This window comes from Staphylococcus sp. EG-SA-10, assembly GCF_017151945.1.
GTDB classification, from domain to species: Bacteria; Bacillota; Bacilli; order Staphylococcales; family Staphylococcaceae; genus Staphylococcus; species Staphylococcus aureus.
Window position 1 is genome coordinate 1 of record NZ_JACVZJ010000028.1, and the last position, 22,290, is coordinate 22,290.

The following is a 22,290-nucleotide window of genomic DNA, read 5'->3' on the forward strand; positions in this document are numbered from 1 at the left end:
ACAAAGGAGAAAAAAAGAAGACAACCAAGCCCAATAATGGACTGGCCGCCTAATAATAAAAACTCTAAAAGTTGTAATTTAAAATAGTTCTTTAAATTATATACCCACCACATTTGGTGGAGAACCTTCTTTATTGATGTCCTGCCCCAACTTGTATTGCCTGTAGAAATTGGTGTTCCAATTTCTCTATGTTGGGGCCCCGCCAACTTGCATTGGCGGAATTATCAATCAATATCTCTCTTTAATATAAAAAGACGCTTTCTATCAAAACAAGATAGAAAGCGTCTTTTTAGTATGTCCCAGTCAAAAAAACAACTCATAGCTTATCAAATTACTTATTCAAATGTTTACTGTCATCTTTATACACAAAGTATTTGAAGTATTTTCCTTCAGTCTTCATGTTCTTATAAAAGTCAGCGATAATTGTTGCATTACTTTCTGCCCACTTAATATCAGTAGCATATTGATGTTCTCCTGGATTTTTTGGATTCCATCTCATACTATACAATGTATTTTGATCTGTGCTTGATAAGAAGTGCTTATGAATGAAATCAGCACCGCCTGAAATAGCTTTTTCAGGTGTATCCCAACCATGCTTTTTAGCATATTCTGCACCTGTTTTAATTGGGTCTTTATCAAGGGCTCCTACTCCATAGAAATTGTAGTATTTTTTGCCATCAATTTCGACTCCATTAGCTAATTCACTTTTAACTGCGCCAGTTTCTAATAATGCATGTGAAATTAAATAAACTTCGTTAACGTGCTTATCTTTAGCAGCTTTTAAGAAATCATCCGTATGTTTCAATAACGTTGGTCTATCTACTAACATACGTTTAATTCTATTTTTATCAATCCCTTGATACTTTGATAAATCTAAAAATTGATATTTTTGCTTTTCATTATCGATAAAAGTACCGCTATCCATTGCACTTTTAATTTCAGTTGCAGATGCATCTCTCCATGCATCATTCTTTTTATTTGATACCTGTTGACTCGTATAATTATTTATTTGTTTCTTTGCTGCATCGTTTAATGTAACATTTAACTTTTCAATCTTAATGTCTGATTTAACATGTTTGAAAAATATCTGATCGGATATCATTGAGAAAAATAAAAATGAGACAACAGCAAATATGACAACAAGTCCTATTATTCCAAAAATAGAACCTTTCTTGTGTTTATTCATATCCACACCTCTTAGGTCATTGTTGTTATACATTCAGTTTGACTACGATAATAAAGTTTAACATTATTAAAACCGTTTAACAATTTTATCTATGCATTGTTACATATTCATAAATAAACAGTAATGTAAATGAAACGTTTTAAACGATTTATCAACATTACTTTACGTTGATCTACGAATCATAAATGTTTTATCTTTTTGTATAACCTTTGAAAACCTTTATATCAATAATCTTATTATTCACGTATTAAAAAACAAAAAATTCTCTTGTTCGTTTACTTAGTTTCTTTTTTATAATCCATCATAATAAAACTTGCTGCATTTGATCTATTTTTATAATAGTACTGATTTAAATCAATCGTACCTTCAATTTGACCATCACGATACATCATTTCATTAGTGAAGTTATTTATCATCACGAAATCAGCACGATCTCTAATAACATCTAAATCGTCGTTTCGTGCAAAAAAATGTTCTAAATTTAAATGTGCGTAATCCATTGTTACCTCCCGATTACAAATTTTGTTCTATCTACTATTTAGCAAAGTAATAATACATCATATCACATTAAATTAATTACTTATGTCTTATATTTAACACTTAATTTAGCGATTACGCAAATGAATGATTTTTCTAAATATTTTATTCTAACTTTATCCGGAAATATTTGTTATACGTATAACTTGGAGAATGACTACTTGAAATTTAATGACGTATACAACAAACACCACAAAATCATACACCATCTTTTAAAAAAATATAATATTAGCTATAATTATGATGAGTATTATCAACTACTCTTGATAAAAATGTGGCAATTGAGTCAGATATATAAACCCTCAAGCAAGCAATCTTTATCCTCTTTTTTATTCACTCGATTAAATTTTTACCTTATCGATTTATTCAGACAACAAAATCAATTAAAAGATGTCATTTTATGTGAGAATAATTCACCAACATTAACTGAACAACCAACATACTTTAATGAACATGACCTTCGTTTACAAGATATCTTCAAGCTTTTAAATCATAGAGAAAGACTATGGCTCAAACTATACCTTGAAGGATACAAGCAATTTGAAATTGCTGAAATCATGTCATTATCGCTTTCATCGATTAAATTAATTAAGACATCCGTTAAGCGTAAATGCCAACAAAATTTTAATTAGTTTATTGTGAAATTTCGGTCGATGTGTTAATGATGTTGAAACACCCTAACATCTTCATATAATTTTATCTTAACCATTAAATTAACAACTTATTATACGAGGAGTAATATATTTGCAAGACAATTCTACTAAATATCTACTTTATATCCAAACTGCTACTTCAAACCATCTCGAAACAAATTGTGTCTTTTTACATTGTGATTACATTCTTAAAGTTCCAATTAACAAACTCGTTTCATATTATGCGAAATTGCATTTATCATCACAAAGTGTGCTAATTGAGACTGCAAAAAACATACTAAATATTAATAAACTGGTTCCCATTTACATCAACGCAAAAACTATACTTTTTCCGTTAAAACATAAACGTGCACCGATACAAATTTATATCAATGCACATTATATTGTGGGTATGACTGCCATAGAGAATTCAACATTAATACATTTTCAAGAAGGCATTCAGCTAGAAGTTGATGAGCCATTTTCTCTAGTTTCAAAAAAATGTCATGAAAATTTAGCTTTGAAGCACTTCATTGAAAATACTATTTCGAATTAAATTTAATTTCTAAAAGTTTCTTAGTAAAGTATGATGTCACAATTTTTATAAAATATATGCTAACAATCATTAATAAAATCGCTCCAATAATTGTTAAAATAACAACAGTTGTTGATAAATCTACCTTAGGACTAACGAAAAATTGTACGCCAGATAGACTTGTAATTAGGCCAAATAAAAACAAGCCTAATAAAGCAACATAAGCAAACATCATCACTACTAATGTAACAAACATACTATAACTTTTTGTTTCTTTATTTCGAAATACATTTTGTCTTAAGTAAGCATTAGCAAAGGTAACAGGCTTATTTAAGTTAACGCTGTCATCATCAGATATAGAAGACAATCGTTGATCTAATGCTTGTTTCTCCTTCTTGTTCAAAAACCATAATTGCTTTTTAACTTTTTTATCAAATGATGCTTTATTCATAATTAAGGATTTCTCTCCTTTATAATATTGACGTAATTTTAAACATTAGCGTCAATTGAAAGTGTATTTTATATATTTTACAGAAATATATGTATCAAATCTACAAAAATCCATATTACAATTTCATTAATGGTGATTTGACGCTAAAATACAGTCTGCTAATTTTTTCAAACTAATGCTTTTTAGCTAAGTACAATGATAAATTTTAATCGTATAAATGTTTCATATATAATGAATCTAGCCTTAACCATATTGCATTCAAAATTAATTTTAAAAAATGAAAAGAAAGGATTTAGCATGCAAAAATTCAAAGACTTTTTTTACGATGATTTATCGGTTACACGAGGAAATTATTTTTTAACTTTAATGGCAGCATTTTTTATTACTATCATTTTATTTATCGGCATAGTTGTCAGTGAAGTACATTTACTTTATAGCATGCTGATTGTATTAGTAGGTTTAATTCTATTGAGGCTATTCAAAATCAATTTATTCTCTTTTAAAAAATTAACATTGTATCAAGTTATTTATATTATAGGTGGTGCACTATTAATTTATGGGTTAGATAATCTTTATTTATATTTTCATGACGTACCGGCAAATGAACAACAATTAGAGCATGAAATACGAAATACACCATTCTATATTTCTATTTTCACTGTTACCATCATCCCCGCTATTGTGGAAGAAATTGTTTTTCGCGGTATGATAATAAGGGTTATATTCAGAAAACACTTGTTTTTAGGGTTACTTGTGTCTAGTTTAGTTTTTGCATCATTACACGAATCTGACACTTGGATTGGTTATTTACCTTACTTATATTCTGGTTTGATTTTTGGCCTAATTTATATAAAAACAAAACGATTAGAAGTGGTAATATTCATGCACTTCTTAAATAACTTATTAGCTCTGCTCTTTATAATATGGGGATAATTTTGAGATAACCTTTCATATTATTTTCAAATTATCTATCTAATATTTATTTTATTGAACTTGAGTCACCACTTAAACTCAAAAATACATGTCATCAAGTGCAAAATAATTTAGAACTAATACAAACATAACAACTTTTACTTTACGCTTAAAATCAAAAGTCACATACCTATATATAAGTACAACTTGTATATTTTGTACTCTATAGGTATGTGGCTTAAATAATATTTTATTCTTGAGTTGCATATAGTAATTGTTTTTATTCATTTTCTAAAATACGCGAGACTAATTTCCTTTACTACTTCTGTTGAATCAATTTAGACTTTTTATAACTCGAGCTTTTACTTAGCTGAATTTTGACTTCAACTTCATTAATAACTATGATGGAAAACCCCCATAAGCACAATGCCTATGAGGGTTTAAATATATTTATATATTATAGAATAGAAAGACCTGAAGATTGAATATCTTTCGCAAAGCCTTTAACTGTATCTACTGATAATTCGTTAATATCGCGACCTAAGTTTGTATTCACTTTTTTCACAACATCTGCTGGGCATGTAATAATATCTGCACCAATTTCATCAGCTTGAATCACATTGAATAATTCGCGGCAACTTGCCCATAATAATTTAACGCCGTCTTTACTATGCGTAACTTTTACAGCCTCTTTCATTAATGGTAATGGATCTACGCCTGTATCTGCAATACGTCCTGCAAATACTGAAACATATGTTGGCACACCTTCAGTTACTGCTTCAGTTATTTCTTTAACTTGTTCAATTGTGTAAACAGCCGTAACGTTTAATCTCACATTGTCAGCTGAAAGTTTTTTAATTAAAGGAATCGTTGATTCACCTTTTGTATTTACAATAGGAATTTTAACAAATACATTTTCGCCATATTGTTTTAAAATTGCTGCTTCTTTTTCCATAGTTTCTAAATCGTCTGCAAATACTTCAAATGAAATTGAAGCATCTGGAATTTCTTTCACAGCTTCTTCAGCAAAAGCTTTGTAATCTGTTACGCCCGCTTTCGCCATTAAACTAGGATTTGTTGTAAAACCATCCACTTGTTTGTTTTTATAAGCTGCTTTCATTTCTTCAATATCTGCACCGTCCGCAAATACTTCTACATTTAGTTTAGCCATATAATATAGCCTCCTTGATTCTTATTAAAATTTAACAACATCTGCATGTCTTTTTCTTACAACCATTTGTAAAAAATGATTTTTATTTCTTTGTTATATAAAACATTTATATCACGCTTTTATAATATATAGCTAATTTTTTGCCTATATTTTTTAAAAATGACTTTAGCAACATTGTGTCAACAAGGTAATTAAACTATTGTTTTATGATTGTTTATGATACGATATGTAAATGATAACCATCCAGGAGGTCTAGCATGTCTCGTTCAAAAAAATACTTTTACTTATCTAGCTTAATGATTATTTTAAGCTTTTTCTTTAATACAAATAACGTTTTCCTAAGCGGACTTTTTAATTCTTTTATTAAATTAATACTTTTCTGCAGTGTTATTAACTCCATTGTACTAATTTTGTCTATAATTTTTGCAGATCGTTCAATTAAATCACTAAAGCCTGATGCAGATTGGATTAGAATTGCGAGTAAAAGTTTGCCATGGATTATTCTAATCGTTATTTTAGTACATATCTTTTCAATTGTTCGTACATTCGGCTTTATTTAAAAAAGATTAAATGTCAATGTGGCCTTAATACAAAACAATACAATGTATCACGCCATAATAAGTAATTCAATTTGATGACGTTGTTGCGTATAAAAAATATTAGATTTTCGAAATCATAACTATACATCTAATCGCTATAGTTATACAACAAGATATAACATATAATGAGGTTTGATAATGCATCGACAATTTTTGTCGTCGCGTTGCCAAAACCTCTTTTTTAAATTCAAACTACTTCTTTTCGAGGTGAGACAAATGCAATATGTATATATTTTTATCGGTGGTGCTTTAGGCGCTTTATTACGTTACCTCATTTCTTTTCTGAATACTGACGGAGGTTTTCCAATCGGAACACTGGTAGCCAATTTGACTGGTGCCTTTGTAATGGGATTGCTAACAGCCTTAACAATTGCATTTTTTTCAAACCATCCGACCCTAAAAAAAGCTATTACGACTGGTTTTCTTGGTGCTTTAACGACTTTTTCAACATTTCAATTAGAATTAATACATATGTTTGATCATCAACAATTTATAACTTTACTACTATATGCTATAACAAGTTATGTCTTTGGTATTTTGTTATGTTACGTCGGTATAAAACTAGGTGGTGGTTTATCATGATATCAATCATTTTAGTCATGATTGGCGGCGGTTTTGGTGCAATTGCTAGAAGTGCCATTACTGATTATTTTAATCATAAATTTACTTCAAAGTTACCTATCGCAACATTGATAGTAAATCTAGTTGGTAGTTTTTTAATTGGATTAACTATAGGCCTATCAATTTCAATCTCATGGTTCCCTGCGTTCTTTGTTACCGTTTTTTTAGGTGGCTTAACAACTTTCTCAACATTAGCCAAGGAACTTACATTAATGATGACACCAAAATTTGATATTAAGCTTTTTCTCAATTATTCACTTTTACAATTCATCATTGGATTTATAGCTTGTTATATTGGCTATCATATTTAAAAATAAAATGCTTCATTCAGCAAATAGGTAAATTACGACACCTTCCTGAACGAAGCATTTTTTAATTTTCATGCAAATTTTTTAGCACCATATAATGCCTATCAAAATAAAACAATCTTTGTTGCCGTTTAAATAATGTGAATATCAATAAATTCTCCAAACTAGTCGAAAATAAAACGTTAAGCAATATGTCTATTACCTAACGTTGACAATTTATCTGACCATGTCAAAAATTCACCGATTTGTTTCCTAGCCTTCAAAAGTTTTTGGATCAGGTCCAATTCTCCTATCTTGATTTAAACCATCAATTCGCGTCATTTGTTCATCTGATAATTCGAAATCAAATATTTGGAAGTTTTCAGAGATTCTGTTTGGTGTCACCGATTTAGGGATTGTAACCACACCATGTTGCACATTCCATCTTAAAACAACTTGGGCAGGTGACTTTCCTAATTCTTGAGCAATGTCTTTAATTGTCTCATCATTTAAAATTTGTGCATTCATCAATGGTGACCAAGATTCCATCACGATATGTTGTGCTGCCAAATATAATTTCAATTTATGTTGCGTTAAATATGGATGATATTCAACCTGATTAATTACAGGTTTAATTGACACTTGTGCCAACAAAGCTTCCAAATGTTCAGGTTCAAAATTGCTGACACCTATATTTTTAACTTTATTATTTTTATATAAATCTTCCATACCTTTCCATGTATCAACCATTACGGCTTCGTTCGTACCTGGCCAATGTACTAGATACAAATCTAAGTATTTTAAACCTAATCTAGATAAACTAGCTTCGTAGGCAGCTGCTACATTTTCACGACCAAAATCCTCAAAATATAATTTTGAAGTAATAAATAAGTCTTCTCTAGCAATACCAGTTGATTCCAATCCGGCACGAATGCCAGCACCTACTTGTTCTTCATTCCCATAAACTTTTGCGGTATCAATACTACGATATCCTTGTTCAATGGCATACTTAACACTTTCCATGCAATTTTCATCATTTTCCACACGAAATGTCCCTAAACCAATTTGTGGCATCGTGTTTCCATTATAAAATGTTTTAACCTCCATAAATATCGCCTCACCTTTTTGATGTATTATACCCTGTTATCATAACAAATCTGAGTTGAATACATGAGAAAAAACACTTAGAGCAATCAACCACTATAATTCTAGTAATATCTCTCAAATATTAATCAAATTGTAAAAGTAATTCTGTTTAATTTATGACAAACTAAAAAAGCCGAAGTAACAACATATAGTCATCACTTCAGCCTAACATTTAATTGAATGATTCAATTTTATCCATCATTTGTTGTAAGTCTTCCACGTTGTATTGAATACGACCATGGAATACAAATTTGTTAAAGAACTCGTCTAATTGTTCAGCACCAACAAGCACTTTGACAGCACTATTTTGATTATAATTTGAAATCGTTACATCGCCTTCATTTTTAGGATTAAAATATAAAATTGAAGTCGGTGTATATTTGGCACCTAATTCTTTTTGTAAGTCTTCAGCCAATTGTTTAATCGCCTCAATTTGATCTGAATAATTTACAAATGATAATGAACGTTTGTCATCATTTTGATCCATCACAATAGTTTGCGGTCTAGATTTATCTAAATCCAATGTATCAAATACTTGTTCCATAGGTGGTAAATCTTTAAATTGACCGCCACTAATACCATTATAAACATGACCTTTTAACAATTGAGAATCAATAATATAAAGACCAGTTCTTGTTAATACTAAATGACTAATTCGTTCAATATTATTAAAGCCATCCTTTGGTAAAAAGATATTTGCCATAATGTGCATATCTTCTGGTCGAATTCGTTTTTCTTTAACTAATCTTTCACGAATACCAATTAATCTCATGTCCGTTACATATTCACTATGATTTTTCGAGAACAATTTTAATGCGTCAATCTCACGATCTTTTGTACTAACCATGTGATTATAATCTTCTTGTTGTTTTGTAATTGTCTTTTTATTTTGAATACGCTCTTTCTCTAAAGCTTCTTCATGAGACTTTTTAATGTTTTGTTCTTGTTGTTCATACTTTTCTTCTGTTTGTCGCTTAACTTTTTTCTTACTACCTAAGGCAACTAAGAAAAGGACAAAAAAGATTAATGCAATGACTACTGCAATAATGAGTCCAATGACTACCGGTGAAGATAAATCCATCACAACAACGCTCCTTTTTAATATATGAATAACTTTAATTATAATAGAAAAGCTAAAGATTTTCGATACATATTATCATTTATATACCGAAAATCTTTTATTTAGCTATATTCAATTCATCTTATTATTTTACTGCGTCTTTTAATTCTTCCACTTTGTCTAATTTTTCCCATGGGAATAAGACATCTGTACGTCCAAAATGACCATAAGCAGCAGTTTGTTTGTAAATCGGTTGTTTCAAATCAAGCATTTTAATAATACCTGCAGGTCTTAGGTCAAAGTGTTTTCTAACTGCTTCGACAAGTTGTCCTTCAGAAACTTTACCTGTTCCAAATGTATCAATTGCAATTGACACTGGTTCTGCAACACCAATCGCATATGCCAATTGTACTTCACATTGATCTGCTAAACCTGCTGCAACAATATTTTTAGCCACATAACGTGCAGCATATGCAGCTGAACGGTCTACTTTTGTAGGATCTTTACCACTGAAGCATCCGCCACCATGACGTGCATAGCCACCGTACGTATCAACAATGATTTTACGTCCTGTTAATCCTGCATCACCTTGAGGCCCACCAATTACAAAGCGTCCTGTAGGATTGATGTAGATTTTAGTTTGTTCATTAATCAAGTTTTCTGGAACAGTTGGATAAATGACATGAGCTTTAATGTCTTCTTGAATTTGTTCAAGTGTCACATCCTCAGCATGTTGTGTTGATACGACAATCGTATCAATACGTACAGGGTTATCATTTTCATCATATTCAACAGTGACCTGAACTTTACCGTCTGGTCGTAAATAATTTAACGTACCATCTTTACGCACATCTGATAAACGTTTTGCCAATTGATGTGATAAATAAATTGCTAGAGGCATATACGTTTCTGTTTCATTCGTTGCGTAACCAAACATTAAACCTTGGTCACCTGCACCTGTTGCTTCAATTTCTTCTTCGCTATCTTTATCACGATACTCTAATGCTTTATCCACGCCTTGTGCAATGTCAGGTGATTGTTCATCAATCGCAGTTAAAATTGCCATTGTTTCATAATCATAGCCATATTTTGCTCTTGTGTATCCAATTTCTTTGATTGTTTCTCTAACAACTTTCGGAATATCAACATATGTTGTTGTAGAAATTTCGCCGGCAATCAATGCCATACCTGTTGTAACAGTTGTTTCACAAGCTACACGTGCATTTGGGTCGTCTTTTAAAATAGCATCTAATATTGCATCTGACACTTGGTCAGCGATTTTATCTGGGTGTCCTTCTGTAACAGACTCTGAAGTAAATAATCGTTTGTTATTTAACATAGTTTGCTCCTTTAAATTTATATTACGAAAATTCTCTCTCTGTGAGCTAAATAAAAAAGACCTTCTAACTATTAATATAGAGAGAAGGCCTAATACGTCCATTCGCTCTTATCGTTCAGACCTATTTGTCTGCAAACGGTTTGGCACCTTTCTTTTATAAAAAAAGAGGTTGCTGGGTTTCATTGGGTCCATGTCCCTCCACCACTCAGGATAAGAGAATCCGTTAAAAATAATAGTACCTAATTAATGAATTAATGTCAATTTTTCACAAATAAATTTACAGTAAAATATTGTAGATTAATTATGTTAATGTGTTATACTAATTAAATGTAAAGGCTTACATTTAAATTATCGCTTTGGAGGGATTTAGGATGTCAGTAGACACATACACTGAAACAACTAAAATTGACAAATTACTGAAAAAACCAACGTCACATTTTCAACTTTCGACGACACAACTTTATAATAAAATCTTAGACAATAACGAAGGGGTATTAACAGAACTTGGTGCTGTTAATGCAAGTACTGGAAAATATACTGGTCGTTCACCTAAAGACAAATTTTTTGTCTCTGAACCTTCATATAGAGATAACATTGACTGGGGAGAAATTAATCAACCTATCGATGAAGAAACTTTCTTGAAGTTATACCATAAAGTACTAGACTATTTAGATAAAAAAGATGAATTATACGTATTTAAAGGCTACGCTGGTAGCGATAAAGATACAATGTTAAAACTTACAGTCATCAATGAATTAGCATGGCATAATTTATTTGCTAAAAATATGTTTATTAGACCTGAATCAAAAGAAGAAGCTACAAAGATTAAACCTAACTTCACTATCGTTTCTGCCCCACATTTTAAAGCAGATCCAGAAGTTGATGGTACTAAATCTGAAACTTTTGTCATTATTTCATTTAAACACAAAGTCATTTTAATCGGCGGTACTGAATACGCTGGTGAAATGAAAAAAGGTATCTTCTCTGTAATGAATTATCTCTTACCGATGCAAGATATTATGAGCATGCATTGCTCAGCAAACGTTGGTGAAAAAGGCGATGTTGCATTATTCTTTGGTCTATCTGGCACTGGTAAAACAACCTTATCGGCTGACCCACACCGTAAACTAATCGGTGATGATGAACACGGCTGGAATAAAAACGGGGTCTTTAATATCGAAGGTGGCTGCTATGCAAAAGCAATTAATCTTTCCAAAGAAAAAGAACCACAGATTTTTGACGCAATCAAATATGGTGCAATCCTAGAGAACACTGTAGTTGCAGAAGATGGTTCAGTGGACTTTGAAGACAATCGTTATACAGAAAACACGCGTGCCGCTTATCCAATTAATCACATTGACAATATTGTAGTACCATCAAAAGCAGCACATCCAAATACAATTATTTTCTTAACTGCGGATGCATTTGGTGTTATTCCACCGATTTCAAAGTTAAATAAAGACCAAGCAATGTATCATTTCTTGAGTGGTTTCACTTCTAAATTAGCTGGTACAGAGCGTGGTGTGACAGAACCTGAACCATCATTCTCAACATGTTTCGGCGCACCGTTCTTCCCGTTACACCCTACTGTTTACGCTGATTTATTAGGTGAACTTATCGATTTACATGATGTTGATGTTTATCTTGTTAATACTGGATGGACTGGCGGAAAATATGGTGTAGGACGTAGAATCAGCTTACATTACACACGTCAAATGGTAAACCAAGCGATTTCTGGCAAATTGAAAAATGCAGAATATACAAAAGATAGTACGTTTGGTTTAAGTATTCCTGTAGAAATTGAAGATGTACCGAAAACAATTTTAAATCCAATTAATGCTTGGAGCGACAAAGAGAAATATAAAGCACAAGCAGAAGATTTAATTCAACGTTTTGAAAAGAACTTCGAAAAATTTGGTGAAAAAGTTGAACATATTGCCAAAAAAGGTAGCTTCAACAAATAAATTTGAATACTAATTAAAGAGCCAACCGTTGTTATATTTTAACAATGGTTGGCTCCTCTTATTTTAATTGGTAAAAAATTTATAGGCAATTTTATTACAACAATGCACATTTAAGGTGACCTTCATGCCAAACTCGCATCACTCATTCAATGGAAGCAGCACGTCTTCACATAAAGTACCGATCCCTTACGCTATGCATGTTGCCCCACTTTGCATTAAATACCGATTCCTCATTCAACGTATATCACACATCTTCAAAGATTGATAGTTCCCATGCGCACACCACGTATCATACTAGCTATGCGACTCAACTTGGTTCATAAACTCTTTAATATAAGCCAATGTTTCAACCATCGCTGGAGGTCTTGGCACATGTCCTTCTGCCATTTGATAAAATGTTTCATGCGTGGCCCCTTTTAACTCTAGTTGGTCCGCTAAATAATACGCATGATGAATACCAACTTGCTGGTCTTTCCCTCCATGTACAATTAATATTGGTGGACTGTTTTCATTAATGTTTGGAATCGCTTGGCGTGCCTCATATGCTGCTCGATCTTTTTTCGGATGACCAATCATTCTACGTAACATCCCTCTTAAATCAACGCGCTCTTCATACATCAAATCAATATCTGAGACTCCACCCCAGATGATATAACTATTTACAGGTAAGTCTTGAAACGTCAATAACCCTTGTAGTCCACCTCTTGAAAAACCAACCATATGAATAAAAGCTTGCGGATATTTATCATGTAGCAACCTTAATAGTTGCGTCACATCATTTAAATCGCCACGATAAAATTCGTCTTTACCTTCACTCCCATTGTTACCTCGGTAGTATGGCCCAATCACTAAAGTTTGACTATCTGAAAATTGCATTAATCTACCTGCACGCACACGTCCTACTTGGCCTTTGCCACCTCGCAAATATACTACAATGCGTTTTACTTCATGATGTGGTGTCATCATTAAAGCTTTTACTTGTAAGTCATCTGACAAATATGTAATTTCTTCGAATTGATGCGTAAAAGATTCAATTGGCATTCGTTTACGTTTGATAAAATCCAAGTGATTGCACCCTCTCTACGCATTTTAAAATGGTACTATCTTGCAGTAAGAAACTCCGTTGTGCGAGTTCAATATCATTGATACAGTTAAACAACACTGGCCCTGCTGTTTCTAAATAATCGTTCTTGCTTACCAATGATTCAACTTCGATAAAATATACATCTTTTACAAAATCAGTTTGATCATGTGTTTCAATGCTATATTGTGCTATGTAATGAATATTTTTAACTTTGGCGCCTGTTTCTTCATATAATTCACGGGTAACTGCTTCAGCACTACTTTCCCCGCGTTCCCTTTTACCACCAGGAAATTCAATACCCCGTAAATTATGTTTGGTAAAAAGCAATTGATTTTTAAACGTTGGAATAGCTAGCACATGATTGCCATCTGCTATCTCATTATTCTTTTTAAATGTCAAATTAACTTGACGATTATCTTTATCCCTAAACTTCACGCGCATCACATCCCTACATTGTATGTTAATATAATAGTTAATTACTATCGTTGGAGGCATTAATTATGAAAAAGATATTCTTGGCGATGATTCATTTTTATCAACGTTTCATTTCGCCACTCACTCCACCAACTTGTCGTTTTTATCCAACATGTTCAGAGTACACTAGAGAAGCGATTCAATACCACGGTGCTTTCAAGGGCCTTTATTTAGGCATCCGTCGTATTTTAAAATGTCATCCGCTTCATAAAGGTGGCTTTGACCCTGTTCCGTTAAAAAAAGACAAGTCAGCAAGCAAGCATTCACATAAACATAACCATTAATATGGTTGTAATTGAGTTATATCTACTAAAGGGGGGCGAAATTCAAGTCGCCCCTCTTTTAATATGCCTGAATACGCCACCACATCTTGTTCAAAATAATAACCTGCTGGTGTAACATCTCCTGGATAATCACCTTTACGAGCAAGCATCGCTGTAAAATAACGGCTTAAACCATATTCGTACATGCCGCCAATAACCACTTTTACACCATGACTTTTCAAAGTATCAATTGCCGTTTGCACTTTATCAATGCCACCTAGACGAAATGGTTTTAATACAACAACTTTCACATTGTATAATTCTATCAAATTAATTATGTCCGATAGTGATGTCGCCTTTTCATCAAGGGCTATTGGAGGTATTGTTCCATCCACTACTTCATCAAGCATGGAGATATCTTTAAATGGCTCTTCGATATAAAGAATATGTTCACGCGCTAATAACTGTAACTGTGTGAAATCTTGACGATCCAAGGACTCATTTGCATCTATAACCAATTGAAAGTGGAAGTCTAATTCCCGTAACACTCTAATTTGATGCATGATTTGAGGTGTCCATTTTAATTTAATTCTGGTCGGCTTTGTTGCTTTCAATGACTCTAGTTGTTTATTTGATAAGCCGCTCGCTGTCGCTCCATATGCTACTGAAAATGAAGGCAGTACATGAAACATTTGATACAATGCCATGACAATAGTTGCCCTTGCAGCAGGCGTATTTTCCAATGAATCTACTAATTTAAGTGCTGCTTCATACGTTTCAAATGATTTATTTCTATTATCTTCGAACCATTGCTCAATCGCATGTTTTACTGAAGCAATTGTTTCATGATCATACCAATCTGTTTGAAAAGCGTTACATTCCCCGAAATATGCATTTCCTTTATCATCAATCAATTCGATAAACAAACAATCACGATGCGTTAAAGTGACTTTCGGTGTTACAATTTGTGACTTAAATGGCTCACTATATTTATAAAAATGCAAAGCTGTCAACTTCATCAAATCATCCTCTATACAACTTATTTCTTTGTAATTTACCTGTTGATGTATAAGGTAAAGTATCAACCTTTTCAAAGTGTTTCGGTACTTTATATTTCGCTAAATGTTGTGATAAATATGCAATCAATTGTGCCTTTGAAATGTTACTTTCACTGACAAAATATAATTTAGGTACTTGTCCCCAAGTATCATCAGGATGCCCTACACATACTGCGTCAATGATACCTGGAAATTGCTTCGTTACCGTTTCAATTTGATATGGATAAATATTTTCACCGCCACTAATAATTAAATCTTTACGTCGGTCATAAATCATGACATAACCTTCATGATCTATTTCAGCAATGTCACCCGTATTAAAATAACCATTTTCAAACGTACCCGTTAAATCTGTTGGATACAAATATCCATTCATCACATTGGCGCCTTTAATCATTAATTCTCCATGACCTTCTTTATTAGGATTTTTAATTTTTACGTCAACATTGGCACTTGGCATCCCTACAGTGTCAGGACGTGCATGCAACATTTCCGGTGTTGCTGTTAAAAATTGTGAACATGTCTCAGTCATACCAAATGAATTATAAATTGGCAGGTTATATTGTAATGCCGTCTCTATCATAGTGGCAGATAATTTAGCACCGCCAAGTAATATTTTTTGTAAATCATAAGGTTCATGTAAACCTTGTTGCATTAGCCAATTTAAAGTTTGTGGCACAAGCGAAATGTGTGTGATGCGTTCATTTTTTATCATCGTTAAAATTTGTTCGGCATTGAATTTATCAACAATGCGCACAGTAAACCCTTCAATAGCAGCTCTTAAAAGTACACTGAGACCCGAAATATGATAAATCGGCAAGACAGATAGCCAATTAGTATCATGATCAAATCCCAAGTTCTCTTTACATCCGATTGCACTGGCATAATGATTACGAAACGTTTGTGGCACCGCTTTTTGAGGGCCAGTTGTCCCTGATGTAAACATAATCGATGCAATGTCATCTAAATTAAATGATGTATTTAATATGTTGGGCGGCGAATCTTTCGGCACCACAGTTTCATTCGATGTATCATATTGGATATCCATTGTCTTGTCCAACAAACCGTTCATTGTAATATCTGTTCCAGCGAATTCAATATCATCCAACGATACAATTTGAAACCCTCGCAATTCCAGTGGCAAGGTACAAAAAATCAATTGTACATCGATTGACCTCATCTGATTCGTCATCTCATTAGGTGTCAACCTTGTATTAATCATCGCAATTTCAATATTTGCCAACCAACAAGCATGTATTAAAATGATCGATTGAATCGAATTATCTATGTATAGCCCGACACGAGATTGTTGATAAGCCTTGAGTCTTTTAGCCAATAGACTCGCTTCACAGTATAAATTTTGATAAGTATAAGATTCTTGACCGTCTGTTATCGCAATATGATGTCCATTTTGTTGTGCTTGTTTATATAACCAAAAGTCCATGCGCTATTCCTCCAAAATCATTTACATTATAATTATAACGATTTTATGACATTCTAGCAGTGGTTATGTTTAAAAATATAAAAAAGTAGACGAATTGATTCATTGATATGATTGTTAAAATGCTCAATACATATCGTTATATCATTCGTCTACTATTATCAGTTATTTTTATTTAATTTTAGTGTCATTCTATCATTCTGATGTGGTGATTTACCCATTGTTGCCACATCATCTGCAATGTCAATTGGTATACGATTCATGTCTTGTAATGCACTTAAATGGAATACTTCATCATCTAAATTTTCAATGAGATATACATAATATGTTATCTTGTCCTTTTTATATTTTAACGTTTTCCAAAAGTCCGGCTTGCAATTCAATACATTATCCGGAATATATTCAATAAATAAGTAACGTTTGCTGCCTACTTTGTCTACAAAATATTTTACAGTGCCTTTTTCTATGCCTCTTATATGTGCATAGTCTGCTGAAAAGTAAATACTACCTATTGTTTCATTATGTTGTTGTATTTCAAATCGTTGGCCTACTATTTTATTATTTGTGCCACAACTACTTAAAAAAATCAGTAGATATAGCATTAAACATATTTTCATCCCCTTGAATTTTAAAAACTTTTTCAAAAGCAACACCTCTAAAAATAAATACAATATATTATAGCAAATAGAAATTATTATTTTATTAAATTATGTTGTCATGTTCGTGTCATTTTGAGTTGCAATACAACTTTACAATTATTAAATTAACACTTCTACAACCCAAAAATATTTTTAAAGTTTTGAAAAAAATTAAAGTATTTCTACTACTAATTTGGTAAAATATGATTATGTGATATAGTGAAAGCGTTTTACACTTAATAACTCCCTCTTAAATGCATCCAGGTTTTATGTAGTAAATCATGAAAATAACATATAAATATAGAGGAGATTTACCTTTGAATACAGAGAACAACAAGAATCAAAACCAATCTGCTAAAAATTCTGAAAGACGTGGCATGTTAAAAGGATGCGGCGGTTGCCTTATTTCTTTTATTTTATTAATTATCTTATTATCAGCCTGTTCAATGATGTTTAGTAATAAAGACAATTCCACTAGTAATCAATCATCAAAAACGCAATTAACTCAAAAAGACGAAGATAAAAGTGAAAATATGCCTGAAGAAAAATCAGAATCAGAAACAGATAAGGATTTACAATCAACCGAAGAAGTACCCGCAAATGAAAATACTGAAAATAATCAACATGAAATTGATGAAATAACAACAACAGATCAATCAGATGATGAAATTAACACACCAAACGTTGCAGAAGAAGAATCACAAGATGACTTGAAAGATGATTTAAATGAAAAGCAACAACCAAGTGACCATCATCAATCCACTCAGCCTAAGACTTCACCATCAACTGAAACAAACAAGCAACAATCATTTGCTAATTGTAAGCAACTTAGACAAGTATATCCGAATGGTGTCACTGCCGATCATCCAGCATATCGACCACATTTAGATAGAGATAAAGATAAACGTGCATGTGAACCTGATAAATATTAAACAACAAGCGAATTGAATTCAAATTGTATTTAGCTTTATGCACTAATCACATAGTAAATAATGAGGGAGATTTTTTTAGGCATGAGCAATCAATTCAAAAGCGAAGAAGAGCGAAGACAATGGGAACAATTCCAAGCTTTCCAAAATCAACAAAACCAACAGAACCAGCAATACGGACAAAAGAAATCTAAAAAAGGATGGTTCTGGGGCTGTGGTGGTTGTCTAGTATTATTTATTTTAATTATCATCGGTATTTCAGCTTGTACAGCTGGTATTACAGGTAACCTTGGCGGAAATAGTTCTAAAGAAACGAACAAAACCCATAAAATCGGTGAAACTGTTAAAAATGGCGACCTTGAAGTCACTGTAAATTCAGTGGAAACTATGAAATCTGTAGGACCATCTCTTGCACCAACAAACGCTAAAGGTATATTTGTCGTTGCTGATGTGACGATTAAAAACAAAGGTAAAGAAGCATTAACAATTGATAGTTCAATGTTTAAGCTTAAATCCGGTGATAAAACATTTGAAGCAGATAATACAGGTTCAATGTCTGCTAATCAAAGTGACAATGGTAGTATAGAAAATTCATTTTTCTTACAGCGTATAAATCCTGATAGCACTGCTCAAGGTAAAATTGTTTTCGATGTGTCAGAAAACATAGCCAACGCAAAAGATAAAAAATTAGAAGTTATTTCTAGTTTATTTAGCGTCAAGAAGATTACATTTGATTTATCCGATGCTAAAAAAACATCAAAAGCTAAAAAAGACAAGCAAGATACAGAAGTAACTGCTGCGAGTTCAAATAGCGATAATGTAAATTATGAAGCTTCGGCTACTACACCTGCTAAAACTTCTAGTGCGGATACTGATTCTGAAGATAGCGAAAAGTCAAGTAAAGATGAGGATAATCAGAATGCGTCTAAAAGTGATAAATCTAGTGTAGGAAAAAGTGAATCTAATGAGGAAACTGCTCCTGTAGAGCCCATGCCCCATAGCAAACCTACCACTAGTGAAGCACCACCTAGCCAAAATATTCACAATGAAGATAGCATGTACGACGCTTCAACAGAATAAAATTTCAGGGTAGCTCGGCTACCCTTCTTTTACGGAAAAATTAATTATACATAATCAAATCAAGGACATAAAAAATGAAATTCAAAGCTATCGTTGCAATCACATTATCATTGTCACTATTAACCGCCTGTGGTGCTAATCAACATAAAGAAAATAGTAGTAAATCAAATGACACTAATAAAAAGACGCAACAAACTGACAACACTACACAGTCAAATACAGAAAAGCAAATGACACCACAAGAAGCCGAAGATATCGTTCGAAACGATTACAAAGCAAGAGGTGTTAATGAATATCAAACATTAAATTTTAAAACAAATCTTGAACGAAGTAATGAACATGAATATTATGTTGAACATTTAGTCCGCGATGCAGTTGGTACACCTTTAAAACGTTGCGCTATTGTTAATCGACACAATGGTACGATTATTAATATTTTTGATGATATGTCAGAAAAAGATAAAGAAGAATTTGAAGCATTTAAAAAGAGAAGCCCTAAATATAATCCAGGTATGAATGATCAAGCTGAAATGGATAATGAGTCGGAAGACATTCAACATCATGATATTGACAATAACAAAGCCATTCAAAATGACACACCAAATCAAAATGTCGATGATAAAAACGATAAAAATGCTGTTAATAAAGAAGAAAAACACGATAACCGTGTAAATAATTCAGCAGAAACTAAAGTTAAATAAGGGTATACTTTGATTAATCATAATTTTTAGGAGAACCGCTATGATAACATTTGAGAATATACAACAACTTGAAAAATACACCTTAATGACTATGCATGGTCTTTTTAATCAACTTAAACTCGGTATTATTTCAATCGACAATGCAGAGCATACGCTCTTTACACCTTATATGATGGAAACACTCTCTTCCCTAGGTGTGAAACCAGACATTATCGATTTAATTCACAAAGGGACAGAGTTAGAAGACTTTGCAGCATTTAATTTATCAATTGATGATACAGTTACAGTCTGTTTACAAAGAACTGAAGAACTATTAAAACAATACAAAAATGTAGAATTCAATGACAAAATATTAGTCAATTGGCGCATTATGCAAAAGTAATAGACATATAAAAGTCGAACGTAACTAAGTGGGTATTGATTTTATTATTTCTAAGTTACAAGTATTTCATTTTATAAAGTTTGAAAAGAGGTTTATTGAAATGGAGAAAAACGAATATACAGCTAAATATAATGAATATAGTCAATTATTAGACGCTACTTACTCGCAAGCTGTAGCATACCTTTTAAATAAATATGGCGCTGTAACCGATGACTATTATAAGGAAAAATCATACACGCGATTTTTAAATGGAGAAATCAAAAGTATTACAAAAGGAAAATACACTAGAGCTAGCGAAGGATTATATTGTCATCACATAAGCGAGGACAAATTCCAAAACTTATCTGACCTAAGATTCATTTCCGAATTTAAGTACTCATACAACTATCAAAAGAAAGAAAACTTAGTTTACTGCGATTTAATCGAGCATTTAATTTTACATGCAATTATTACAAAAGAATCCAATGGCCAATTTGGTGTGGCTGGATTATGTCAAATGATCAAACCAACAGTCATTGATTGGTACATTGGCGAATATAATCCAAAACCAGCATGGATGCAATCCACCAAAGCACGTGCCTATCTGCCTGGAATATTAGTAGAGAAATTACTCATTAAAATTGACGATATGTTAAAAGGAATAGAAATATATGATTTCCTTGAGTCTAGATAAATGATTAATGGAGATTTATTTTTTGCTGTTGAGATTTTGTTATAGATGTTTAAACCTGTAATTAAATATATTTTATAAAAATAGACCACGCATACCTATCTATAAACAGACAATGTTTATAAATGAGTTTGCATGGTCTTGAATTGTATTAGTTTTCTTTTGGTTTTAATAAATCGACTAGATTTTCACAATATTTATCAAATATGTATTCCTAAATTATACAGCCTTAATCCAGCAGCTACTTTCGAAATTTCCAACTTAGTTGATATAAGATTTAATAGTTTGTTTCGTTCTTTTTCAGATAAACCAGAACTTAAATTGATATTATTGACTTCATAAAAATTATAGACTAATGCCTCTATTTGCTTTTTAGGCATAAGTAAGTCGACTGAAAACTGATTTACGTTGCTTTCATAAATCATTTCATGTAAATTCTTTAGACTATTATCATTGTTATCTTTATATTTGTATAAATAACGGCCGAGTTCACGAGCTATTGCAAATCTAGTATTATTAATTGAGTAATTATTATTAATATAAATCGTTCTTCCACTTAAATAACCCGAAGTATTATCTTTCATTTTAATATATTTAACTTTTAAATTAAGTTGAAATAATAGCTTGTCTATGTCAATAGCAAAATGTTCAGAAGTAATAAAAAGTTGATCCATTTTGTCCTTAACTAATGACTGAATTAATTGAACTATTTCTGGTTCTAAAATATCTTCATAATGAACTTTCTCAATAACTTTCAATTGATTCCCCTCCCTAACTAAAAAATCGAACCTACATCATTTAATAAATTTAAAACTATAGGTGTAAACATTATTAAAATAAAATCCCTCCACTACTAAATGTAACAGAGGGACATGATTTCAAAATAAAATGTCATTTTTTATAAATTTATTATAATATTTTTCATTATACTCTACAACCGAATCTAATCCAAAGATCCCGAAAAGAAGAACAACGGTGGTTCCGCTTCATATTCACTTTTATCTAAGTGTTCATTTTCAATTATTTGATTGACGGTTTTCCAATTTTTTACTTCTTGCTCTTTTAAAAAATGGCTATGAAAAATTCTATCCCCATAGATTTCTTCATAGCCAATGCTAATTTGTTTCATG

Annotated in this window: 25 protein-coding genes, 2 pseudogenes and 1 riboswitch; of the genes and pseudogenes, 13 read left to right on the top strand and 14 right to left on the bottom strand. The window is 32.0% G+C overall.

The features are described 5' to 3' along the window. Window positions 1-331: 331 nt before the first annotated feature. Both sagB and IDG45_RS12435 read right to left on the bottom strand, forming a co-directional pair. Window positions 332-1,186, bottom strand: a complete 855-nt coding sequence (gene sagB / locus IDG45_RS12430; protein ID WP_001032833.1) for a peptidoglycan release complex glucosaminidase SagB — start codon at window positions 1,184-1,186, stop codon at window positions 332-334. A gap of 275 nt (window positions 1,187-1,461) precedes the next feature. Continuing rightward, window positions 1,462-1,686, bottom strand: a complete 225-nt coding sequence (locus IDG45_RS12435) for a hypothetical protein (RefSeq protein ID WP_000384171.1) — start codon at window positions 1,684-1,686, stop codon at window positions 1,462-1,464. 198 nt (window positions 1,687-1,884) lie between these two features. On the opposite strand from IDG45_RS12435, the gene sigS reads away from it, so the two are divergent. Beyond that, entirely contained in the window at window positions 1,885-2,355 is a 471-nt protein-coding gene (gene sigS, locus IDG45_RS12440) for an RNA polymerase sigma factor SigS (protein WP_000671048.1), read from the top strand. Window positions 2,356-2,467: 112 nt separating this feature from the next. Beyond that, the gene (locus IDG45_RS12445; protein WP_206171642.1) at window positions 2,468-2,911 is read left to right on the top strand and encodes a competence protein ComK; all 444 of its coding nucleotides are present in this window, start codon (window positions 2,468-2,470) and stop codon (window positions 2,909-2,911) included. On the opposite strand, the gene IDG45_RS12450 is transcribed toward IDG45_RS12445, so the two are convergent. Beyond that, window positions 2,898-3,341: a hypothetical protein gene (locus IDG45_RS12450; protein ID WP_001030469.1), complete on the bottom strand. Its 444-nt coding sequence runs from the start codon at window positions 3,339-3,341 to the stop codon at window positions 2,898-2,900. The genes IDG45_RS12445 and IDG45_RS12450 overlap by 14 nt on opposite strands. 297 nt (window positions 3,342-3,638) lie before the next feature. On the opposite strand from IDG45_RS12450, the gene sdpA reads away from it, so the two are divergent. Next, window positions 3,639-4,274: a CPBP family intramembrane glutamic endopeptidase SdpA gene (gene sdpA, locus IDG45_RS12455; protein WP_001168909.1), complete on the top strand. Its 636-nt coding sequence runs from the start codon at window positions 3,639-3,641 to the stop codon at window positions 4,272-4,274. A 436-nt stretch (window positions 4,275-4,710) separates the two neighbouring features. Here the strand turns inward: sdpA and IDG45_RS12460 are convergent, their stop codons facing one another. After that, window positions 4,711-5,424, bottom strand: coding sequence for a transaldolase (locus IDG45_RS12460; RefSeq protein ID WP_001096494.1), 714 nt, complete (start codon window positions 5,422-5,424; stop codon window positions 4,711-4,713). 257 nt (window positions 5,425-5,681) lie between these two features. Between IDG45_RS12460 and IDG45_RS12465 the strand changes: the two genes are divergently transcribed. The 3 genes from IDG45_RS12465 to IDG45_RS12475 all read left to right on the top strand — a co-directional run bounded on the left by IDG45_RS12465 (window position 5,682) and on the right by IDG45_RS12475 (window position 6,955). After that, window positions 5,682-5,984: a hypothetical protein gene (locus tag IDG45_RS12465; protein WP_000091445.1), complete on the top strand. Its 303-nt coding sequence runs from the start codon at window positions 5,682-5,684 to the stop codon at window positions 5,982-5,984. Window positions 5,985-6,239: 255 nt separating this feature from the next. Beyond that, a complete protein-coding gene (gene crcB, locus IDG45_RS12470) occupies window positions 6,240-6,605 on the top strand; it encodes a fluoride efflux transporter CrcB (protein ID WP_001200550.1) in 366 nt (121 codons plus the stop codon). Beyond that, window positions 6,602-6,955: a fluoride efflux transporter FluC gene (locus tag IDG45_RS12475; RefSeq protein WP_000623473.1), complete on the top strand. Its 354-nt coding sequence runs from the start codon at window positions 6,602-6,604 to the stop codon at window positions 6,953-6,955. Before crcB ends, IDG45_RS12475 begins: the two co-directional genes overlap by 4 nt. 249 nt (window positions 6,956-7,204) lie before the next feature. On the opposite strand, the gene IDG45_RS12480 is transcribed toward IDG45_RS12475, so the two are convergent. From IDG45_RS12480 to metK, 3 genes are all read right to left on the bottom strand, one after another. After that, window positions 7,205-8,038, bottom strand: a complete 834-nt coding sequence (locus IDG45_RS12480; RefSeq protein WP_000453315.1) for an aldo/keto reductase — start codon at window positions 8,036-8,038, stop codon at window positions 7,205-7,207. Window positions 8,039-8,249: 211 nt separating this feature from the next. Next, window positions 8,250-9,158: a nuclease-related domain-containing protein gene (locus IDG45_RS12485; protein WP_000366163.1), complete on the bottom strand. Its 909-nt coding sequence runs from the start codon at window positions 9,156-9,158 to the stop codon at window positions 8,250-8,252. Window positions 9,159-9,282: 124 nt separating this feature from the next. Continuing rightward, window positions 9,283-10,476, bottom strand: coding sequence for a methionine adenosyltransferase (metK, locus tag IDG45_RS12490; RefSeq protein WP_070015833.1), 1,194 nt, complete (start codon window positions 10,474-10,476; stop codon window positions 9,283-9,285). 105 nt (window positions 10,477-10,581) lie between these two features. Then, window positions 10,582-10,693, bottom strand: a riboswitch (SAM riboswitch). A 154-nt stretch (window positions 10,694-10,847) separates the two neighbouring features. On the opposite strand from metK, the gene pckA reads away from it, so the two are divergent. Further along, window positions 10,848-12,440, top strand: coding sequence for a phosphoenolpyruvate carboxykinase (ATP) (pckA, locus tag IDG45_RS12495; protein ID WP_000109907.1), 1,593 nt, complete (start codon window positions 10,848-10,850; stop codon window positions 12,438-12,440). Between the two features lie 294 nt (window positions 12,441-12,734). Here the strand turns inward: pckA and IDG45_RS12500 are convergent, their stop codons facing one another. Both IDG45_RS12500 and ytkD read right to left on the bottom strand, forming a co-directional pair. Then, complete coding sequence (locus IDG45_RS12500) at window positions 12,735-13,481, bottom strand: alpha/beta hydrolase family protein (RefSeq protein WP_072357842.1); 747 nt, start codon at window positions 13,479-13,481, stop codon at window positions 12,735-12,737. 4 nt (window positions 13,482-13,485) lie between these two features. Continuing rightward, window positions 13,486-13,959 (bottom strand): RNA deprotection pyrophosphohydrolase, encoded by a 474-nt coding sequence (ytkD, locus tag IDG45_RS12505; protein ID WP_000672018.1) that lies wholly within the window; start codon window positions 13,957-13,959, stop codon window positions 13,486-13,488. A 65-nt stretch (window positions 13,960-14,024) separates the two neighbouring features. On the opposite strand from ytkD, the gene yidD reads away from it, so the two are divergent. After that, complete coding sequence (gene yidD, locus IDG45_RS12510) at window positions 14,025-14,282, top strand: membrane protein insertion efficiency factor YidD (protein WP_000718107.1); 258 nt, start codon at window positions 14,025-14,027, stop codon at window positions 14,280-14,282. On the opposite strand, the gene menC is transcribed toward yidD, so the two are convergent. From menC to IDG45_RS12525, 3 genes are all read right to left on the bottom strand, one after another. Further along, entirely contained in the window at window positions 14,279-15,280 is a 1,002-nt protein-coding gene (menC, locus tag IDG45_RS12515) for an o-succinylbenzoate synthase (RefSeq protein WP_000778513.1), read from the bottom strand. The genes yidD and menC overlap by 4 nt on opposite strands. Before the next feature lie 4 nt (window positions 15,281-15,284). Beyond that, window positions 15,285-16,763 (bottom strand): o-succinylbenzoate--CoA ligase, encoded by a 1,479-nt coding sequence (gene menE, locus IDG45_RS12520; protein ID WP_000348367.1) that lies wholly within the window; start codon window positions 16,761-16,763, stop codon window positions 15,285-15,287. A 158-nt stretch (window positions 16,764-16,921) separates the two neighbouring features. Beyond that, on the bottom strand, window positions 16,922-17,377 hold the full coding sequence (locus IDG45_RS12525) for a DUF4909 domain-containing protein (protein WP_072357839.1): 456 nt from the start codon (window positions 17,375-17,377) through the stop codon (window positions 16,922-16,924). A gap of 302 nt (window positions 17,378-17,679) precedes the next feature. Between IDG45_RS12525 and IDG45_RS12530 the strand changes: the two genes are divergently transcribed. The 5 genes from IDG45_RS12530 (at window position 17,680) to IDG45_RS12550 (ending at window position 21,163) form a co-directional block, all read left to right on the top strand. Next, the gene (locus IDG45_RS12530; protein WP_072357764.1) at window positions 17,680-18,330 is read left to right on the top strand and encodes an excalibur calcium-binding domain-containing protein; all 651 of its coding nucleotides are present in this window, start codon (window positions 17,680-17,682) and stop codon (window positions 18,328-18,330) included. 81 nt (window positions 18,331-18,411) lie between these two features. Continuing rightward, the gene (locus IDG45_RS12535) at window positions 18,412-19,407 is read left to right on the top strand and encodes a DUF4352 domain-containing protein (protein WP_000070657.1); all 996 of its coding nucleotides are present in this window, start codon (window positions 18,412-18,414) and stop codon (window positions 19,405-19,407) included. 74 nt (window positions 19,408-19,481) lie between these two features. Further along, complete coding sequence (locus tag IDG45_RS12540) at window positions 19,482-20,108, top strand: hypothetical protein (protein WP_000669043.1); 627 nt, start codon at window positions 19,482-19,484, stop codon at window positions 20,106-20,108. A 40-nt stretch (window positions 20,109-20,148) separates the two neighbouring features. Then, window positions 20,149-20,490: a DUF3969 family protein gene (locus tag IDG45_RS12545; protein WP_000627546.1), complete on the top strand. Its 342-nt coding sequence runs from the start codon at window positions 20,149-20,151 to the stop codon at window positions 20,488-20,490. A 100-nt stretch (window positions 20,491-20,590) separates the two neighbouring features. Next, a complete protein-coding gene (locus IDG45_RS12550; RefSeq protein WP_000414223.1) occupies window positions 20,591-21,163 on the top strand; it encodes an SAV1803-related protein in 573 nt (190 codons plus the stop codon). A 197-nt stretch (window positions 21,164-21,360) separates the two neighbouring features. On the opposite strand, the pseudogene IDG45_RS12555 reads toward IDG45_RS12550, so the two are convergent. Beyond that, window positions 21,361-21,989 (bottom strand): annotated as a pseudogene (locus tag IDG45_RS12555) (ImmA/IrrE family metallo-endopeptidase). Between the two features lie 114 nt (window positions 21,990-22,103). Beyond that, window positions 22,104-22,283, bottom strand: a pseudogene (locus tag IDG45_RS12560) (DUF1433 domain-containing protein); the annotation flags it as partial. Window positions 22,284-22,290: the final 7 nt, after the last annotated feature.

Bases quoted from the DNA above. Each gene is read 5' to 3' on its own strand.
- sagB (WP_001032833.1), bottom strand. From the start codon at position 1,186: ATGAATAAACACAAGAAAGGTTCTATTTTTGGAATAATAGGACTTGTT.
- IDG45_RS12435 (WP_000384171.1), bottom strand. From the start codon at position 1,686: ATGGATTACGCACATTTAAATTTAGAACATTTTTTTGCACGAAACGAC.
- IDG45_RS12450 (WP_001030469.1), bottom strand. From the start codon at position 3,341: ATGAATAAAGCATCATTTGATAAAAAAGTTAAAAAGCAATTATGGTTT.
- sdpA (WP_001168909.1), top strand. From the start codon at position 3,639: ATGCAAAAATTCAAAGACTTTTTTTACGATGATTTATCGGTTACACGA.
- IDG45_RS12460 (WP_001096494.1), bottom strand. From the start codon at position 5,424: ATGGCTAAACTAAATGTAGAAGTATTTGCGGACGGTGCAGATATTGAA.
- IDG45_RS12465 (WP_000091445.1), top strand. From the start codon at position 5,682: ATGTCTCGTTCAAAAAAATACTTTTACTTATCTAGCTTAATGATTATT.
- crcB (WP_001200550.1), top strand. From the start codon at position 6,240: ATGCAATATGTATATATTTTTATCGGTGGTGCTTTAGGCGCTTTATTA.
- IDG45_RS12475 (WP_000623473.1), top strand. From the start codon at position 6,602: ATGATATCAATCATTTTAGTCATGATTGGCGGCGGTTTTGGTGCAATT.
- IDG45_RS12480 (WP_000453315.1), bottom strand. From the start codon at position 8,038: ATGGAGGTTAAAACATTTTATAATGGAAACACGATGCCACAAATTGGT.
- IDG45_RS12485 (WP_000366163.1), bottom strand. From the start codon at position 9,158: ATGGATTTATCTTCACCGGTAGTCATTGGACTCATTATTGCAGTAGTC.
- metK (WP_070015833.1), bottom strand. From the start codon at position 10,476: ATGTTAAATAACAAACGATTATTTACTTCAGAGTCTGTTACAGAAGGA.
- pckA (WP_000109907.1), top strand. From the start codon at position 10,848: ATGTCAGTAGACACATACACTGAAACAACTAAAATTGACAAATTACTG.
- IDG45_RS12500 (WP_072357842.1), bottom strand. From the start codon at position 13,481: ATGCCAATTGAATCTTTTACGCATCAATTCGAAGAAATTACATATTTG.
- yidD (WP_000718107.1), top strand. From the start codon at position 14,025: ATGAAAAAGATATTCTTGGCGATGATTCATTTTTATCAACGTTTCATT.
- menC (WP_000778513.1), bottom strand. From the start codon at position 15,280: ATGAAGTTGACAGCTTTGCATTTTTATAAATATAGTGAGCCATTTAAG.
- menE (WP_000348367.1), bottom strand. From the start codon at position 16,763: ATGGACTTTTGGTTATATAAACAAGCACAACAAAATGGACATCATATT.
- IDG45_RS12525 (WP_072357839.1), bottom strand. From the start codon at position 17,377: ATGAAAATATGTTTAATGCTATATCTACTGATTTTTTTAAGTAGTTGT.
- IDG45_RS12530 (WP_072357764.1), top strand. From the start codon at position 17,680: ATGAAAATAACATATAAATATAGAGGAGATTTACCTTTGAATACAGAG.
- IDG45_RS12535 (WP_000070657.1), top strand. From the start codon at position 18,412: ATGAGCAATCAATTCAAAAGCGAAGAAGAGCGAAGACAATGGGAACAA.
- IDG45_RS12540 (WP_000669043.1), top strand. From the start codon at position 19,482: ATGAAATTCAAAGCTATCGTTGCAATCACATTATCATTGTCACTATTA.
- IDG45_RS12545 (WP_000627546.1), top strand. From the start codon at position 20,149: ATGATAACATTTGAGAATATACAACAACTTGAAAAATACACCTTAATG.
- IDG45_RS12550 (WP_000414223.1), top strand. From the start codon at position 20,591: ATGGAGAAAAACGAATATACAGCTAAATATAATGAATATAGTCAATTA.